The 15,230-nt window shown below is 66.5% G+C and carries 14 protein-coding genes; 8 read left to right on the top strand and 6 right to left on the bottom strand.

Features of this window, described 5'->3' with window-relative positions:
• The first annotated feature begins 14 nt into the window (after positions 1–14).
• On the top strand, positions 15–1,664 hold the full coding sequence (locus EAH73_RS15190; protein ID WP_140468023.1) for an FAD-dependent oxidoreductase: 1,650 nt from the start codon (positions 15–17) through the stop codon (positions 1,662–1,664).
• A 124-nt stretch (positions 1,665–1,788) separates the two neighbouring features.
• Here EAH73_RS15190 and EAH73_RS15185 read toward each other — a convergent pair whose 3' ends face one another.
• From EAH73_RS15185 to EAH73_RS15175, 3 genes are all read right to left on the bottom strand, one after another.
• Positions 1,789–2,589 carry a carbohydrate deacetylase gene (locus tag EAH73_RS15185; RefSeq protein ID WP_140468021.1) on the bottom strand — a complete coding sequence of 267 codons (801 nt, stop codon included), beginning with the start codon at positions 2,587–2,589 and terminating at the stop codon, positions 1,789–1,791.
• A gap of 22 nt (positions 2,590–2,611) precedes the next feature.
• Positions 2,612–2,896 carry a TIGR03643 family protein gene (locus EAH73_RS15180; RefSeq protein WP_140468019.1) on the bottom strand — a complete coding sequence of 95 codons (285 nt, stop codon included), beginning with the start codon at positions 2,894–2,896 and terminating at the stop codon, positions 2,612–2,614.
• Between the two features lie 85 nt (positions 2,897–2,981).
• On the bottom strand, positions 2,982–4,052 hold the full coding sequence (locus EAH73_RS15175) for a glycosyltransferase family 2 protein (RefSeq protein WP_240047272.1): 1,071 nt from the start codon (positions 4,050–4,052) through the stop codon (positions 2,982–2,984).
• Positions 4,053–4,181: 129 nt separating this feature from the next.
• Here EAH73_RS15175 and EAH73_RS15170 point away from each other — a divergent pair, with 129 nt between their 5' ends.
• Complete coding sequence (locus tag EAH73_RS15170; RefSeq protein WP_140468017.1) at positions 4,182–6,815, top strand: hypothetical protein; 2,634 nt, start codon at positions 4,182–4,184, stop codon at positions 6,813–6,815.
• A gap of 139 nt (positions 6,816–6,954) precedes the next feature.
• Here the strand turns inward: EAH73_RS15170 and EAH73_RS15165 are convergent, their stop codons facing one another.
• Complete coding sequence (locus EAH73_RS15165; RefSeq protein WP_140468015.1) at positions 6,955–7,530, bottom strand: DapH/DapD/GlmU-related protein; 576 nt, start codon at positions 7,528–7,530, stop codon at positions 6,955–6,957.
• Between the two features lie 262 nt (positions 7,531–7,792).
• Here EAH73_RS15165 and EAH73_RS15160 point away from each other — a divergent pair, with 262 nt between their 5' ends.
• Positions 7,793–8,698 (top strand): 1-aminocyclopropane-1-carboxylate deaminase/D-cysteine desulfhydrase, encoded by a 906-nt coding sequence (locus EAH73_RS15160; RefSeq protein ID WP_140468013.1) that lies wholly within the window; start codon positions 7,793–7,795, stop codon positions 8,696–8,698.
• 10 nt (positions 8,699–8,708) lie between these two features.
• On the opposite strand, the gene EAH73_RS15155 is transcribed toward EAH73_RS15160, so the two are convergent.
• Positions 8,709–9,893 (bottom strand): hypothetical protein, encoded by a 1,185-nt coding sequence (locus tag EAH73_RS15155; RefSeq protein ID WP_140468011.1) that lies wholly within the window; start codon positions 9,891–9,893, stop codon positions 8,709–8,711.
• 54 nt (positions 9,894–9,947) lie between these two features.
• Here EAH73_RS15155 and EAH73_RS15150 point away from each other — a divergent pair, with 54 nt between their 5' ends.
• Both EAH73_RS15150 and EAH73_RS15145 read left to right on the top strand, forming a co-directional pair.
• Positions 9,948–10,583, top strand: a complete 636-nt coding sequence (locus tag EAH73_RS15150; protein ID WP_140468009.1) for a DUF4230 domain-containing protein — start codon at positions 9,948–9,950, stop codon at positions 10,581–10,583.
• Positions 10,584–10,599: 16 nt separating this feature from the next.
• Positions 10,600–11,007: a hypothetical protein gene (locus EAH73_RS15145; protein WP_140468007.1), complete on the top strand. Its 408-nt coding sequence runs from the start codon at positions 10,600–10,602 to the stop codon at positions 11,005–11,007.
• Between the two features lie 6 nt (positions 11,008–11,013).
• Here the strand turns inward: EAH73_RS15145 and EAH73_RS15140 are convergent, their stop codons facing one another.
• A complete protein-coding gene (locus EAH73_RS15140; RefSeq protein ID WP_140468005.1) occupies positions 11,014–11,520 on the bottom strand; it encodes a regulatory protein RecX in 507 nt (168 codons plus the stop codon).
• 195 nt (positions 11,521–11,715) lie between these two features.
• On the opposite strand from EAH73_RS15140, the gene EAH73_RS15135 reads away from it, so the two are divergent.
• From EAH73_RS15135 to EAH73_RS15125, 3 genes are read left to right on the top strand one after another with little or no spacing between them, the layout of a single operon-like run.
• Positions 11,716–12,330, top strand: a complete 615-nt coding sequence (locus tag EAH73_RS15135) for a TetR/AcrR family transcriptional regulator (RefSeq protein WP_140468003.1) — start codon at positions 11,716–11,718, stop codon at positions 12,328–12,330.
• A 40-nt stretch (positions 12,331–12,370) separates the two neighbouring features.
• Positions 12,371–14,062, top strand: a complete 1,692-nt coding sequence (locus tag EAH73_RS15130) for a TolC family protein (RefSeq protein WP_140468001.1) — start codon at positions 12,371–12,373, stop codon at positions 14,060–14,062.
• A gap of 17 nt (positions 14,063–14,079) precedes the next feature.
• Entirely contained in the window at positions 14,080–15,222 is a 1,143-nt protein-coding gene (locus EAH73_RS15125; protein ID WP_240047271.1) for an efflux RND transporter periplasmic adaptor subunit, read from the top strand.
• The last annotated feature ends 8 nt before the right edge of the window (positions 15,223–15,230 follow it).

Below are 15,230 nucleotides of genomic sequence, written 5' to 3'. Positions count from 1 at the left end.
CGCGGCCTTTCTGCATGAAAAAACCTGTTATCCTCGCCGTCGACGACGACCCGCAGGTGCTCAACGCCATTGAGCGCGACCTGCGCGCCGAGTTCCGCCGCGACTACCGCGTGCTGCGGGCCGACTCGGGCGCCGGGGCCCTGGACATCCTGCGCCAGCTGCAAACCCGCGCCGAGCCCTTGGCCCTGCTGCTGGCCGACCAGCGCATGCCCGGCATGGAGGGCGTGGAACTGCTGGAGCAGTCCCGGGCCCTGTTCCCCGACGCCAAGCGCGTGCTGCTCACCGCCTACGCCGATACCGAGGCCGCCATCCGGGCCATCAACGGGGCCCGCATCGACTACTACCTGATGAAGCCCTGGGACCCGCCCCAGGAGCTGCTCTACCCCACGCTCCACGACCTGCTGGCGGCCTGGCAGGCCCAGCATAAGCCCGTGTTCCAGGGCTTGCGGCTCATCGGGTTCCAGTGGTCGCCGCTCTCGCACGCCGTCAAGAGCGCCCTGGCCGGCTACATGGTGCCGTTCGAGTGGCTCGATTTTGAAACCAACCCCGCCGCGGCCCAGCTGCTGGCCAGCACCGCGTTTGGGGCCCCCGACCTGCCCGTGGTGGTGTACGCCGACGGCCACGCCGTGGCCCGCCCCGCCCGCGCCGAACTCACCCAGTACCTGGGCCTGCCCACGCAGCCCTCGGGCGATTTGTACGACGTGGTCGTCATCGGAGCGGGGCCCTCGGGCCTGGGCGCGGCCGTGTACGGCGCCTCGGAGGGCCTAAAAACGCTGCTGATTGAGCGCGAGGCCCCCGGCGGGCAGGCCGGCACCAGCTCGCGCATCGAAAACTACCTGGGCTTTCCCACCGGCCTGAGCGGCACCGAGCTGGCCCACCGCGCCTGGACGCAGGCCGTGCGCCTGGGCGCCGAGTTCCTGGCCGAGGAAGTGACCAACCTGTGCGTGCAGGACGGCTACAAAGTGCTCACCCTCAGCAGTGGCAGCGAGGTGCGCACCCGCGCCGTGGTGCTCACCACCGGCGTCAGCTACCGCAAGCTGGAGGTGCCGGGCATCGACGCGCTCAGCGGGGCGGGCGTGTACTACGGGGCCGCCCGCACCGAGGCCCGCTCCTGCGACCAGCAGGACGTGTACATCGTGGGCGGCGGCAACTCGGCCGGGCAGGCGGCCATGTACCTGGCCACCTACGCCCGCCGGGTATTCATCGTCATCCGAAGCAAGTCGCTGGCCAGCAGCATGTCGGCGTACCTGATCGAGCAGATTGCGGGCACCGAAAACATCGAAATCCTGCCCTTTGCCCAGGTGAAGGAAGTGCGCGGCGACGGCCACCTCGAAACCGTGGTGCTGCAAGTGGGCGAGCAAACCGAGGAGCGGCCCGCCCGGGCCCTGTTCGTGTTCATCGGGGCCAAGCCCAGCACCGAGTGGGTGTGCGGCACCGTGCTCTGCGACGCCAAAGGCTTTGTGCTCACCGGCCGCGACCTGGTGGCCGACCCGCGCTACGCTGCCAACTGGAAGCGCCCGCGCGAGCCCTTCGCCCTCGAAACCTGCGTGCCCGGCGTGTTTGCCGCCGGCGACGGCCGCGCCGGCGCCATGGCCCGGGTGGCCGCCGCCGTGGGCGACGGTTCCACCGCCATCAAGTTCGTGCACCAGTACTTGGACGAGTAGTAAACTAGTTAAACGGCAATTCAATCAGGCCGTCATGCAGAGCGCAGCGAAGCATGACGGCCTTTTTTAAGCCTGGGGATTATCGGCAGGACGAAGCGAAAGGCGCGGGCGCGCAGCGTCTACGCTACAGGTCGTCGTAGCGCACCAGCTGTATGTCGTTTGCTGCCAGCCATTCGGGCCAGGTTTCGTCGCGCCAGAACTCGTATTCGGCCACGCGGTTCAGGTACGAGGTTTCGCGGTTCGTCAGGCCAGGGTGGGTCATGAATTCCACCACGGGGCCCCGGCGAAAGGCGCGGGCCAAGCCTTGGATAAAGAGCGGCAGCGTGGCGTCTTGCGCGGCCGAGAAATCGGCCACCAGCGCGTTGGGCGACTGGAACCCGCGCAGGCCATAGCGCGAGGCCACGCCGAAGGCGTTCAGCAGCTGGCCGCGCAGGGCGTAGCCGGGCTGGCTGCTCCAGCGGCGCAGGCGGCGGACGCCGTGCCGCCGCAAGATGCCGGTGAGCACGGGCCCCAGCGCCGGAAACAGGTGCTGGTGCTGGTGGCTATCGGCGTGCGACACGGGCACATCGAACCGGGCCAAGCGCGCCAACTGGGCCACCACTTCGGTTTCCAGCTCGCTCACCCGCACCCGCCCGCTGAGGAAGCGCGCCAGCAGCTGCTGGCCCTTGAAAAACTGCCCATCGGCGCCAATGAGCGTGCGCACGGCCGAGGCGCGGCTCAGCGGCACGCCATCTATCAGGTTGAGGTGCAGGCCGGTGGATATTTGGGCTTGCAGGGGCCCCAGGGCGCGCAGGTCGGCATCGGTGGCCAGGTTGGCCATCACGGTGGTGCTGCTGATGCGGCCCTGCGCGGCCAGCTCCTGGATGGCGGCGGTGGCGGGCGCGTCCCAGCCGTAGTCGTCGCAGTTGATGATGAGCCGGCGCATTGGGGTGATTAGGCGAAGAAAATCAGGACCGCTTGGCGATTTTGTTGAACGTGATGCTGCGCTGAGCCTTGGACTTGAAGCGGGCGTCGTCGACGGCGCTCTTGGCGCGGTGCTTGGTGGGGCGGCCCTGCACCCGGGCGCGCCACCGGCGCCACGACGAGGCCTTCAACTCGCGGCGCATCAGCTCGATAACGGCTTGCTCGGGCAGGCCGAACTGCGCCAGGATGGCCTCGAACGGCGTGCGGTCTTCCCAGGCCATTTCGATTACGCGGTTGGTGTCTTCTGCAGTGAGGGTGGGAGTATCCATTTTAGGGGAGGGGCGGCGGGAGTAGCGCGCTGCTCCTTTAAGCGCGGCCGCGCCGGATAGGTTGCGGCCGCAGCAGTCCGGGGCCCTATTTAATTGCCGAAGCAGCCGCGGCAATTGCTGCGGGCATGGGCCCCATAGCGGCCGCGGGGGCCCCGGCGGCGTGGTGCGCCAGGTGCCGCAGCACGTAGGGCCGGCGGTTGCGGCGGGCGAAGTAGGTGTAGGTCCCGATTTCGGCCAGCACTCCGAAGCTCAGCAGAAAGATGCCGCCCATGATAAGGAACAGGCTGAAAATGAACTCCATCGGAAAGCGGTCGGCAATGTTGACGCCGAAAAACACCGAGCCGATGAGGAAGCCCGTGGTGAGGGCCCCGCCGATGAGCAGGCTGAGGATGCCGAGCACGCCAAACAGCCGGAACGGCTTGCGGGCGTACACCACGGTGAAGCGCAAAATCAGCAAATCGACGATGACCTTGAAGACTTTGTTGAGGCCGTAGTTGCTGGTGCCGAACTCGCGGGCCCGGATTTCAATGGGGAACTCGATGTAGCGCACGCCCTTGCGCGCCACCAGGGCCCCCAGGAAACGGTGGGCGTCGCCGAGCATCTCCACGTTGGTGAGCAGGTAGCGGCGGTAGGCCTTGTAGGTGGCCCCGAAGTACTCGAGCTTAACGCCCGACAGGCGGCTGATGATGTTGTGGGCCCCGTTGGAAATCAGCGTTTTGAGGAAGCCCTCGGGGCGCTTGCTCTTGGCGCCGCCCACCATGTCGTAGCCCGCGCGGATGAGGCGCACGAACTCGGGCAAGTAGGCCGGGTCGTGCTGCAAGTCGCCGTCCATGGCCACCACGATGCTGCCCTGGGCCTGCTCGAAGCCCGCGCGCAGACCCAGCGTCTGGCCGTAGTTGCCGGCCATGTCGAGGCCAATGATGTGCGGGTTGGCCGCGGCCAGGGCGCTGATGTGGCCCCAGGTTTGGTCGGCGCTGCCGTCGTTCACCAAAATCAGCTCGTAGCGGAAGCCGTGGGTTTCCATCACCTCCACGATTTGGCTGGCCAGCGTGCGCACGCTCTGCGCCTCGTTGTAGAGGGGCACAACGATGGAAATCAGCTCGTCGGCGTCGAAGGGCGGCGGGGTGGCGGGGGCCATCGGGAGGTGCGTGGACATGGGCGGGGCGGCGGAGAAACGGCGGGCAAAGGTACGGCCGGGGTGGGCAGGCCCCGGCGGGGGCCCCCGGGGCCCTAAACCCGCGAACCGTACCTTCGGGCTCGGTTTCCTATCCCCTACCCCGCCCCGATGGCCGCTGCTATTTCTTCTGCTCCTTCCCTTCGCACCGCGCCGCTGTGGCAGCGGGCGCTGCCGCACCTGCTGGCGGTGCTGTTCTTCATCGTGCTGGCCTGCGCCTACTTCGCGCCCATCGTGTTCGACGGCAAGTCATTGGCTCAACACGACATTGCCCAGTTTCAGGGCGGGGCCCAGGAGGTGCGCAACTGGGCCGAAACCCACGGCGGCCACGAGCCGCTGTGGACGAACTCCATGTTTTCGGGCATGCCGACCTACCTGATTTCGGTGCACTTCCCCGGCGACTGGTCGGTGTACTTGCAAAAGGCCCTGACGCTGGGCCTGCCCTCGGCCGTGTCGAACCTGTTCCTGGCGTTGCTGTGTGGCTACGTGCTGGGCGTGGCGCTGGGGCTGCCGCCGCTGGTGGCGGTGGCGGGCGCGGTGGCGCTGGGCTTTTCGAGCTACAACCTGGCCATTCTGCTGGCCGGCCACAACACCAAGTCGTTTGCCCTGGCCTACGCGCCGCTGGTGCTGGGCGGGCTGCTCGTCACGTTCCGGCGCGACAAGTGGCTGGGGGCCGCGCTCTTCGCCGTGGGCCTCACCCTGAACCTGCGCGCCAACCACCCGCAGATCACCTACTACGTTGGTTTATTGGTCGTTATTTACGGCATTGTGGAGCTGGTGGCGGCCGCTCGCGCCGGGCGCTTGCCGGCTTTTGGGCAGCGGGTGGCGCTGCTGGCCGTGGGGGCCCTGTTGGCGGTGGGCGTCAGCTTCGGCCGCCTCTACACTACTTATGAGTACAGCAAGTTCAGCAACCGGGCCCCGTCTGAATTGAAGGCCCAGCCCGCCGCGCCCGGCGAGGCCCCGGCCGCCAGCGCTGCCCAGCAAGACCAGGACTACGCCTTTGCCTACAGCTACGGCGTGGGCGAAACCATGACGCTGCTCGTGCCCAATTTCTACGGCGGCAGCAGCAGCATGGCCCTGGGCCCCGACTCGAACACGGCCCGCGCGCTGGGCACGCTGGGCGCCGACCCACAGGCCGCCGAGCAAATGCCAACCTACTGGGGCGACCAGGCCTACGTGGCGGGTCCCGTGTACATCGGCGTGGTGGTGTGCTTCCTATTCGTGCTGGGCCTGTTTGTGGTGGACAAGCGCACCCGCTACTGGCTACTGGCCGGCACACTGGTGTCGTTCGTGCTGGCCTGGGGCAAGAACTTTGAGTCGATTAACAGCCTGATATTTCATTACTTGCCCGGCTACCGCAGCTTCCGCGCCGTGAGCATGGGCCTGGTGATGGCGCAGTTGGCCATGCCGCTGCTGGCGGCGCTGGCGCTGGCACGCATCCTGCGGCCGCGCGCCGCTGCGGTACCCGTTAGTCCGCTGGGGGCCCCAGCCGAACCCATGCACCCGGCCCTGGCCAAAGCGGCCCGCGCGGCGGCGGGGGCTCCGGCGGCCTTGCCCAGCGCGCCCGAAACCCAGGCCCGCCTGCGACAGCTGCTCTACGCCGGGGCCGTGACGGCCGGGGTGCTGGCGCTGGCCTGGCTGGCCAGCTTCAGCTTCGACTTTGCCGCGCCCGTGGACGCCAGCCTGATGCAGAGCGCCCAGAACCCGGGCGGCTTCCCGGCCACCCTCATCGGGGCCCTGCGCGCCGACCGCGCCGAGCTGCTGCGCAACGACGTGTGGCGCGGGTTGCTGTTCGTGGGCCTGGCGCTGGGCACGCTCTACTTTTATTTGAAGGGCAAGCTGGGCGCCGGCTCGGCCGCGGCGCTGGTGGCGCTGCTGGTGCTGGTGGATTTGTGGAGCGTGGACAAGCGCTACCTCGGCGAGAAGAACTTCCAGCCCACCAGCATTGCCCAAAGCTTTGAGCCCAGCGCGGCCGACCAACTGATCAAGCAAGACAAAGACCAGAGCTACCGGGTGTTGAACATCCAGAACCCGTTCAACGAAGCCCAGACCTCGTACTTCCACAAGAGCATCGGCGGCTACCACGGCGCCAAGCTGCGCCGCTACCAGGACCTGATCGAGCGCGAGATTTCGCCCGAAATGCAGGCGCTGTTCAGCCAAAACGGCGGCGACTACCGGCGCACGCCGGCCCTCAACATGCTGAACACGCGCTACTACGTGACGGGCAATGAGAAGCAGCCGGTCATCCGCAACCCCGGGGCCCTGGGCAACGCCTGGTTCGTGCGGGAGGTGAAAACCGTGGCCACGCCCGACGCCGAGCTGGCCGCCCTGGCCACCAGCAACCCCGGCCAAACGGCGGTGGTTGACAACGTGAAATTCCCCGCCGTGAAGGCCGCTACTTACACCGACACCACGGCCACCATCACCCTCACCGACTACGCCCCCGACGCCCTGCGCTACGGCTACAACGCCGCCCAGCCGGGCACGGTGGTGTTCTCAGAGGTGTACTACGCCGACGGCTGGAACGCCTACCTCGACGGGAAACCGGCCCCGTACTTCCGCGCTGATTTCGTGCTGCGCGCCATGAACGTGCCCGCCGGGGCCCACAAAATCGACTTCAAGTTCGAGCCCAAAGAGTACGCCACCGGCAACACCGTGTCGCTGGCTTCCAGCATTGGCCTGGTGCTGGTGCTGCTGGGCACCGCAGCCTACGTGGCCAAGCGCAAGCCAGAAGACGCGGTGTAGCAGCACGTTAGCAACGGGTTGGCGGTGGGTAGCTGGCTGCCCGCCGCCAACCCGTTGCGGCCACTATTGCTTTTAGGGCCCCGGCAACCGGCCGCCAAGGCGCAACGATTGTCGGGGCCCTAAAAGCGGCTCGGCCCCGCTACAGCGCTTTGACTACCTTGGCCGGGACGCCCGCTACCACCGCGTTGGGCGGAACGTCGCGGTTGACGACGGCCCCGGCGGCGACCACCGCGTTTTCCCCAACCGTAACGCCGGGCAGGATGGTGGCCCCGGCCCCAATCCAAGCGTTTCGCTTAATCAGAATGGGGCTAAGCAGCAGGGTTTTGCGGTCAAGCGGGTCGAGGGGATGGTTTTCAGATGTCAGGTTGACCCGGGGCCCAATCTGCACGTCGTCCTCAATGGTGATGCCGCCAATATCCAAAAACGAGCAGGCGTGGTTGATGAATACGTTCTTCCCGAGCGAGATGAACCGACCGAAATTGGTGTAGAAAGGCGGAAATATGGTGGTAGAAGGGTCTATTTCCGCGCCGATAATCTCGCCCAGGCCTTGGCGAACTTGCGCTGCATCCGCGGCAGTGGCGTTCATGGCCACGCAAAGGCGGATGGTGCGGGCCACCACTTCGCCGAACTGGCCATACGCCGGGTCATCTTTGCGAAAAGGCACGCCGGACTTGAGGCGCGCAAACAGGTCGGCTTCTGTTGGGGTCTGGGGCATACCGTTCTTATTAAGGCATTGATTATTTACTGATTAAGCAGCGCACCAACAACGGCCAGCGGTTGGTTGCGCAGCGCAAAACTACCGCCTCGTCACCGTTGGCGCGCCGCTTAGGGCCCCCAGGAACCGGGCCCGGCAGTGCCACAATTACCGGTCCCAGCACCCGTTAAAGCTCCCGGAATTTGCGCAGCCACGACTCGGGCAGCCGGCAACAAGCCGACCGGGCCGTTTTGAGGGCCCTAGGTTTTACCTTTTCTCTCCCATGAGCCCTTTCCTCCAGGACCTGCCCGAGCCAGTGGCCGCCGCCCGCGGCGTGCGCCTGCTGCTCTGGCGCGACGACCTGATGAGCCCCGACCTGCCCGGCAACAAGGCCCGCAAGCTCAAGTACAACTTGCGGGAAGCGCGGCGCCTGGGCCACGGCCGGCTGCTCACCTTTGGCGGAGCGTACTCCAACCACCTGGCGGCCGTGGCGGCGGCCGGGCGGCTGCACGGCTTTACCACCGTGGGCCTGGTGCGGGGCGAGGCCGCCGGGGCCCCCAACCCCACCCTGGCCCGCTGCGCCGCCGACGGCATGGCCCTGCACTACCTCGACCGCGCCACCTACCGCCGCCGCGCCGAACCCGCCTTCCTGGCCGAAATGCAAGCCCGGTTCGGGCCCGCTTACCTGCTGCCCGAGGGCGGTACCAACGCACTGGCGTTGAAGGGCATGGCCGAGCTAGCGGCCGAAATTCGCCAGCACGTGGCCTTCGACGCGCTGGCCGTGGCGGTGGGCACCGGCGGTACGCTGGCGGGCCTGCTCACCGGCCTGCGGGGCCCCGAAACGGCCGTGGGCGTGGCGGCGCTGAAAAACGGCGGCTTCCTGAAGGACGACATCGACGCGCTGACGCGGGCGGCCACCGGCCAGGTTTTCAGTAACTACGCGCTGGCTACGGGCTACCATTTCGGCGGCTATGCCAAGTATTCGGCCGATTTGCTGGCCTTCATTCAGCAGTTTGAGGACCGGCACAGCGTGCTGCTCGACCCCATTTACACGGGCAAGCTGCTGTTTGGGGTGCTCGATTTGATTGGGCAAGGGCACTTTGCGCCCGGCAGCACGGTGGTGGCGGTGCACACCGGCGGCTTGCAGGCGTGGGCGGGGTGGCAGGCACGATTCGGCGGGCGGCGCTAGGGCCCCGGGCCTAAGCAGCAGGCATTTTCCCCACCGAGTTATCCACATTTCCCCAGCTTTTCCACACGCCCAGCGCGGCCAGGGCGAACACAAACGGCAGCACCGGCGCCAGGAAACGCACGTCGTAATCGTCCACGGTGAGGGCCACCACGGCGGCTTGCAGCAGCGGCACGGCCGCCAGAAAAATTCGCCCCGGGGCCCAAATTTCCCGCCGCCGGGCCCCGCGCACCGCCAGGCCGTACAGCGGCCACAGCAGCAGCACGCTCATTAAGCGGTGGTCCAGCGAGTAATGCGGCTTCAGTCCGCTGGCAAACACGAACAGCTTGCCCAGCACCAGCCGCCCAAAAAAGCCGGGGTTGTGCGCGGCGAAGTGCGCCACCCGTAGCGCCGGGCCCAGGCCGGGCGGGGGCAAGTGCAACGGCGCGGCCGGGTGCACGGCCCACTGCGGCACCAGGTACATCAGCTCGCCGCGCCGGTAGGTGTCGAGCAGCCCGAAGGTGGCCAGCTGGTAGTTGAGCACGTGCCAGAGCAGCGGTGCGGCCAGCGCCAAGCCCCCCAGCACCGCCCAAAAGGCGCGCCGGCCCGGGCGGCGGCGCAGCGCTTCCAGGCCAGCCAGGGCCGCCGCCAGCGCCACTACGAAGCCGTTGGGCCGGGCCAGCGCCGTGAGGGCCAGCAGGGACAGCAGCGCCGCCCAGGGCCCCCAACCCCCGCCGCGCACCCGCACCAGCGCCGCCAGCGCGAGCACCGAGAGGCTGATAAACAACGACTCGGTGAGCAGGTAGGCGTTGAACTGCTGCACGTCGGGCCAGAGCACGAACAGCCCAGTGGCCAGCGCCGCGGGGCCCCAGGCCCCGCCGGCCAGCCGCCGCACGGCCCCGTACAGGGCCCCGGCGGCCAGGCCCGACAGCACCACTTGCCCCGCCACAATGCCCCACGGCCCCGCCCCCAGCCACAGCCACGCGCTTTCGAACAGTGGGTACAGCACGTAGCGCCGGTAGTGGCCGGGGCCGAAGTAGCCGCGCTCGGCAATGGCGGCGGCGTAATCGAGGTAGTTGTAGCTGTCGTTGGCGAGGTGCGGGCCGCGGAATTTCCACAGCCAGCCAGCCTGCACCAGCGCCCACAGGGCGCCCAGCAGGGCCCGGTGGTGGGGCCCCAGGCGCCGGGCCAGCCGCTGAACAACCGAGGAAAATTGCATGCCTTGCAAAACTAGGCCCCAACGGCGCGGCCCCGCCGCCGTATTCAAGCTCCTATGAACCTCGTCCGTCTGCTGCGCCGCCTCGTCCCCCTCCTCTTTTTAGTGGCCCTCGGCTGGTTTCTCTGGAAAAAAGTGGGGCCCGCGCTCGATGGCCTCAACCCGCTGGTGCAGGAGCCGCGCGTGACCGTGACCCACAACACCGTCCTCACCCAGGTGGAGGCCATGGGCAAGCTGGAGCTGGTGCGCTACCGCTTCAAAGACGTGGTGGAGTACAAGCGCGCCAACCGCCTCACCATCCTGCCCGACGCCAAGGTGGCCCTGATCGTGGCCGGCGAAGCCACCGGCTGCCTCGACCTGCGCAAAATCCGGCCCCAGGACGTGGTGCTGGAGGGCGACTCGGTGGTGCGCGTGTTCCTGCCCGCGCCCGAGCTGTGCAACTTCCAGGTGCGGCACGACCAGAGCCGGGTGTTCAGCACCGAAAATGGCTTTTTCCAGGACGCCGACCTCGTGGACCAGGGCTACAAGTATGCCGAGGCCCAGGTGCGCACCGCGGCGCTGCAATCGGGCATCTTGGCCGCCACCGAGCGCAATGCCCAGCAAATTCTGGTGCCCATGCTCCACACCCTCACCGGGCGGCGCGTAGTGCTGGCCCAGCGCCTGGAGCTGCCCACGTTCGGCCGCAAGGGCTAACAGTTTGTTAGCCAACATGGAAACCGTCGAGTATAGCCGCAGTCTGCAATGGGTTGGCAACCTGCGCTGCCCGGCCTGCGCGCGGCTAACGCCCGGCTGGCGCTCCAGCGGCATGAGCGAGTGCTTCCCCCATTTCTTCTGCTCGGATTGCTCGAATGTCATCCACCGCGAAGCCGACAAGGAACTCGTTTACGAGGCCGCCACGCCTGAGCTGTTGGCCCAAATAGCGGCTACGCTGCCAGTGTGCCCATGTGGTGGACGCTTCACGCCGGGCGCCGGCCCCAAATGCCAGCACTGCCGCGCAGAAATTCCCCTGGTGGCCGACGCGGTTGCGTATTTGCATAATCCCAACATGGTGGTGCTGGACGGGGCCGTGTGCTTCTCAGACCGCCGGCCGCCGTACTGGGTCCGCATCGTGGCGTAGCGGCAGTTACTCGTCCTCGGCGGCTTCGGCGGCGGCGTGCTCGTCGAGGGCCATCTTGATCAGGTCCTGCTCGTAGCCTTTGCCGGTGAGGTAAACGCTGATTTTCTGGCGGCGCACGCGCGGGTTTTTCTCCTTCTCCTGGCGCGCTTTTTTCTCGAGCACGGCCAGCAGGTTTTGGTAGTATTCCTCGCCGTCAATTTCCTTCATTCCGGACTTGATGCAGTACTCGCTGATGCCCTTCTGCTTGAGCTCTTGCACGATGCGGCGGCGGCCCCACTGCTTGTTGCGGTAGTGGCCGCGCACGAAGGCCTGGGCAAAGCGCTCCTCGTCCAATAATTTTTCGCGGCTCAGGCGGATGATGATTTCACCGGCCTCGTCCTCGTCGAGGCCGTAGGAACGCAGCTTTTGCTCCACTTCTTTTTGGGTACGCTCCTGGTAGGCGCAGAACGCGGCAATTTTTTGCAGGGCTTCGCCGGGCGTGTAGGTTTTGGGCGTTTTGTCGGTTTTGAACATCGGAAAGGGTAAGGAAGTGGGCAGCCCAGAACACCCGGCGGCGCGGGATAATTGGCAAAGGGGTAAAATATTTTCCGTCCGGGTGCGTCAAGCCCGGGTACAGGGCCCCGCCCAGGCCGACGCAGCGCCGCAAAAAAAGTTGTTGGAAACTTTGAACCCATTGGAAGTTTCCGCTGTATCTTTGCCGCGTCGCTTATGGAAATCAAAGACCGAATTTTACAGAACGCCGGGGCCCTATTTCTCCGCAACGGCATCAAAAGCGTGAGCATGGACGACATCGCCGCCGACCTGGCCATGTCGAAAAAGACGCTTTACAAAACCTTCGACAACAAAGACGAAATCGTGCTGGCCGTCATCTCCCAGCACCTCGACAAATCGCAGCACGACTGCGTGAGGGTGGCCGGCAGCGCCACCGACGCCATGGAGGAAATGCTCACGATTTCGCGCTGGGCCGAGGAACAGTTCAGCGGCATCCACCCCAGCATTTTCCACGACTTGCGCAAGTACCACCCCGCGGCGTGGCGCCTTTTTTCGGAACACAAAAACACGTTTATTCTCGACCAGATCACCCGCAACCTGCGCCGCGGCATGGCCGAGGGCCTGTTCCGCGCCAACCTCGACGTGGAAGTGCTGGCCCGCCTGAACCTGGCCCAGATTGAGCTGTCCTTCGACCTCGACCGGTACCCGCTCACGCAGTTCGGGCCCGTCCGGGTCAACCGCGTGCTCGACGAGCACTTCCTGCTGGGCGTGGCCACGCTTAAGGGCCACCGGCTTTTCAACCACTACCAACACATCACAGAAGCCGAATAAGCTGCTCCTTTCCGTGCCAAACCCTACCCTTTTTTCACCGATGAACAAGACGTTGCAACGACCCCGGCGCTGGCTGGGGGCCGCCCTGCTGGGCCTGGCCCCGCTGGCGTTGTCGGCCCAAACGCCCCAGGGGCCCCCGCCCGTGCTGGGCACCGGCGGCCCCATGGCGCTGAGCCTGCCCCAGGCCATCCGCTACGCTGTGCAAACCAAGTCGAGCCTGCTGAGCACGCGCCTAGCCGAGCAAACGGCCGCCGCCAAGGTGGGCGAGATCAAGGCCCAGGGCCTGCCCCAGCTGAACGTGGCGGCCAACCTGGCCGACAACTTCAAGCTGCAAAAGAGCCTGGTGGACTTTGGCGCGTTTGGCGGGGCCCCGCTGAGCGGCACCACCCTCACGCAAAGCGACATTGCCGCCGCCCAGGCCGGCCAGGCCGTGACGCTGACGCCGGCCTACGGGCAGATGGTGGCCTCGCCGCCTTCAGCCATTGCCTTCGGCCTGCAATACGCGGGCAACACGTCGGCCAACTTTTCGCAGCAGATCTTCGACGGCTCGTACCTCATCGGCCTCAAGGCGGCCAAGGTGTACCAGGAGCTTTCGAAAAAGCAAACCCAACAGGCCGAAATTGACGTGGTGGAGCAGGTGAGCAAAGCCTACTACAGCACGCTGGTGGCCCGCTCGCGCCTCGCGCTGCTGGCCCGCAACGTGCAGCGCCTCGACACGGTGCTCTACCAAACCAACCAGACGTTCAAGGCCGGCTTTGCCGAGAAGCTCGACGTGGACCGCCTGCGCGTGCAGCGCAACAACCTGGTGGTGGAGCAGCAGAAGGCCCAGCGTCTCACCGAGTTGAGCATCGCCTTGCTCAAGTTTCAGATGGGCCTGCCCCAGGCCCAGCCCGTGGTGCTGACCGACTCGCTGAACGCGGCGGTGGTGGACGCCGGGGCCCTGCGCCAGCGCCTGGGCGCGGCCAACTTCAACTCTGGCGGCGGCGTGGACGGTGTGCGCACCTTGCCCGACCAGCCGCTGGGCCTCGGCCAGGCCGCCCCTACGGCCGCCGCCCCGGCCAACAACAACGGCCAGCCGGTGCAGGCCGACGCAGCCTTTAACTACAACAACCGCATCGAGTTCTCGACGCTGCAAACCCAGCAGGCCCTGGCCGGCCTCGACCTGCGCAACCGCACCGCCGGGGCCTACCCGCGCCTGAGCCTGACGGCGGCCTACGGCTTCACCGGCTCGGCCAACGCGGTGAAGGACTTGTTTGCCTTCCGGGGCCCCGACTCGCGCACCGCGCCGACTCCGCTCGCCCCGAATGGTTTCATAAACCAGAACTGGTTTGGCTTTGGCAACGTGGGCCTGGCGCTGACCGTGCCGGTGTTCGACGGCTTCCGCCGCCACTACCAGGTACAGCAGGCGCGCATCGCGCAACAAACCATCGAGCGCGGCCTCGAAACTTTACGCCAAAGCATTGACTTACAAGATGCCCAAAGCCGCACCACGCTCATCAACGCCCTGGATGTGCTCGACAACCAGAAGGACAACCTGACGTTGGCGGCCGACGTGGCCCGCGTGACGCGCATCAAGTTCAACGCCGGCGTGGGCTCGAACATCGAAGTCATCACGGCCGAAACCTCGCTCCGCGAGGCCCAAACCAACTACTACGCCGCCATCTACGACGTGCTGGTGGCCAAGGTGGACCGCGACAAGGCCACCGGCGAGCTCTACCAGCAAGCCAAGTAAGCACCCTTCGAACTGCCATGACTTCTATTTATATGCGCCCCACTACCTTTCTGCTCTCCGCCACCTTTGCCGTTGCCCTCGCCTCGTGCGGCGGCAGCAAAGACCCCAACGCCGAGCTCACCAAGCTAAAAGCCGAGCAGGCCGCCACCCAAGCCAGAATTGCCGACCTCGAAGCCAAAACTGGCGCCGGGGCCAAAGCCGCCGCCAACGCCGCCACGCCGGTATCGGTGCTGAAGGTGGCCCCCGAGAACTTCGCCGGCTACCTCGAAGTGCAGGGCCGCGTGGACTTTGACCAGAACGCCACGGTGGGGGCCCGGGCCGCCGGCACCCTCACCAGCGTGCGCGTGGTGCGCGGCGACCGGGTGAGCAAGGGCCAGGTACTGGCCACCGTGGACGCCAGCATTCTGGACGCCAACATTGCCGAGCTGCGCACGCGCCTCGACTTGGCCCGCGTGATTTACGAGAAGCAAGCCGGCCTCTGGAAGCAGCAGATTGGCACCGAGGTGCAGTACCTGCAGGCCAAGAACAACTACCAGGCCCTGCAGCGCAACCTGTCCTCGCTGAACCAGCAGAAAGCCCTCTACAACGTGGTGGCGCCCTACGCCGGCGTGGTGGATAACGTAATTCCGAAGCTGGGCGAAACTGTGGCCCCCGGGGCCCCCGTGGTGCAGCTCAACAGCGGCCGGGGCGGCAAGGTGCTGGCCGACGTGAGCGAGGCCTACGCCGGCAGCATCAAGGCCGGCGACAAGGCCCTGGTGACGCTGCCCGACGTGGGCAACGAGGAAATCATGAGCACCGTGCGCACGGTGAGCCGCACCATTTCGGCCACCAGCCGCACGTTCACCGTGGAGCTGCGCCTACCAACCGACAAAGCCAATCGCCTGCGTCCCAACATGGTGGCCACGGTGCGCATCCAAAACTACGGCCAGGCCAACGCCACGGTACTGCCCGTCGACCTCATCCAGCACGACGAAGAAAACGCCTACGTGCTGGTGGTGAGCCGCACCGGCGGCAAGCCCGTGGCCCAGAAGCGCATCATCAAAACCGGCCAGACCTACAACGGCAAGCAGGAAGTAACCAGCGGCCTGAAGGCCGGCGACGAGGTCATCTCGGCCGGCTACCAGAACCTGAACGATGGCCAATCGCTGAAAATCAGCTAAATCCACTC

This window comes from Hymenobacter nivis (assembly GCF_006439025.1).
Classification (GTDB): Bacteria; Bacteroidota; Bacteroidia; order Cytophagales; family Hymenobacteraceae; genus Hymenobacter; species Hymenobacter nivis_A.
Note: the sequence above shows the minus strand (reverse complement) of the source record. Positions and strands in the feature narration are given on the sequence as shown.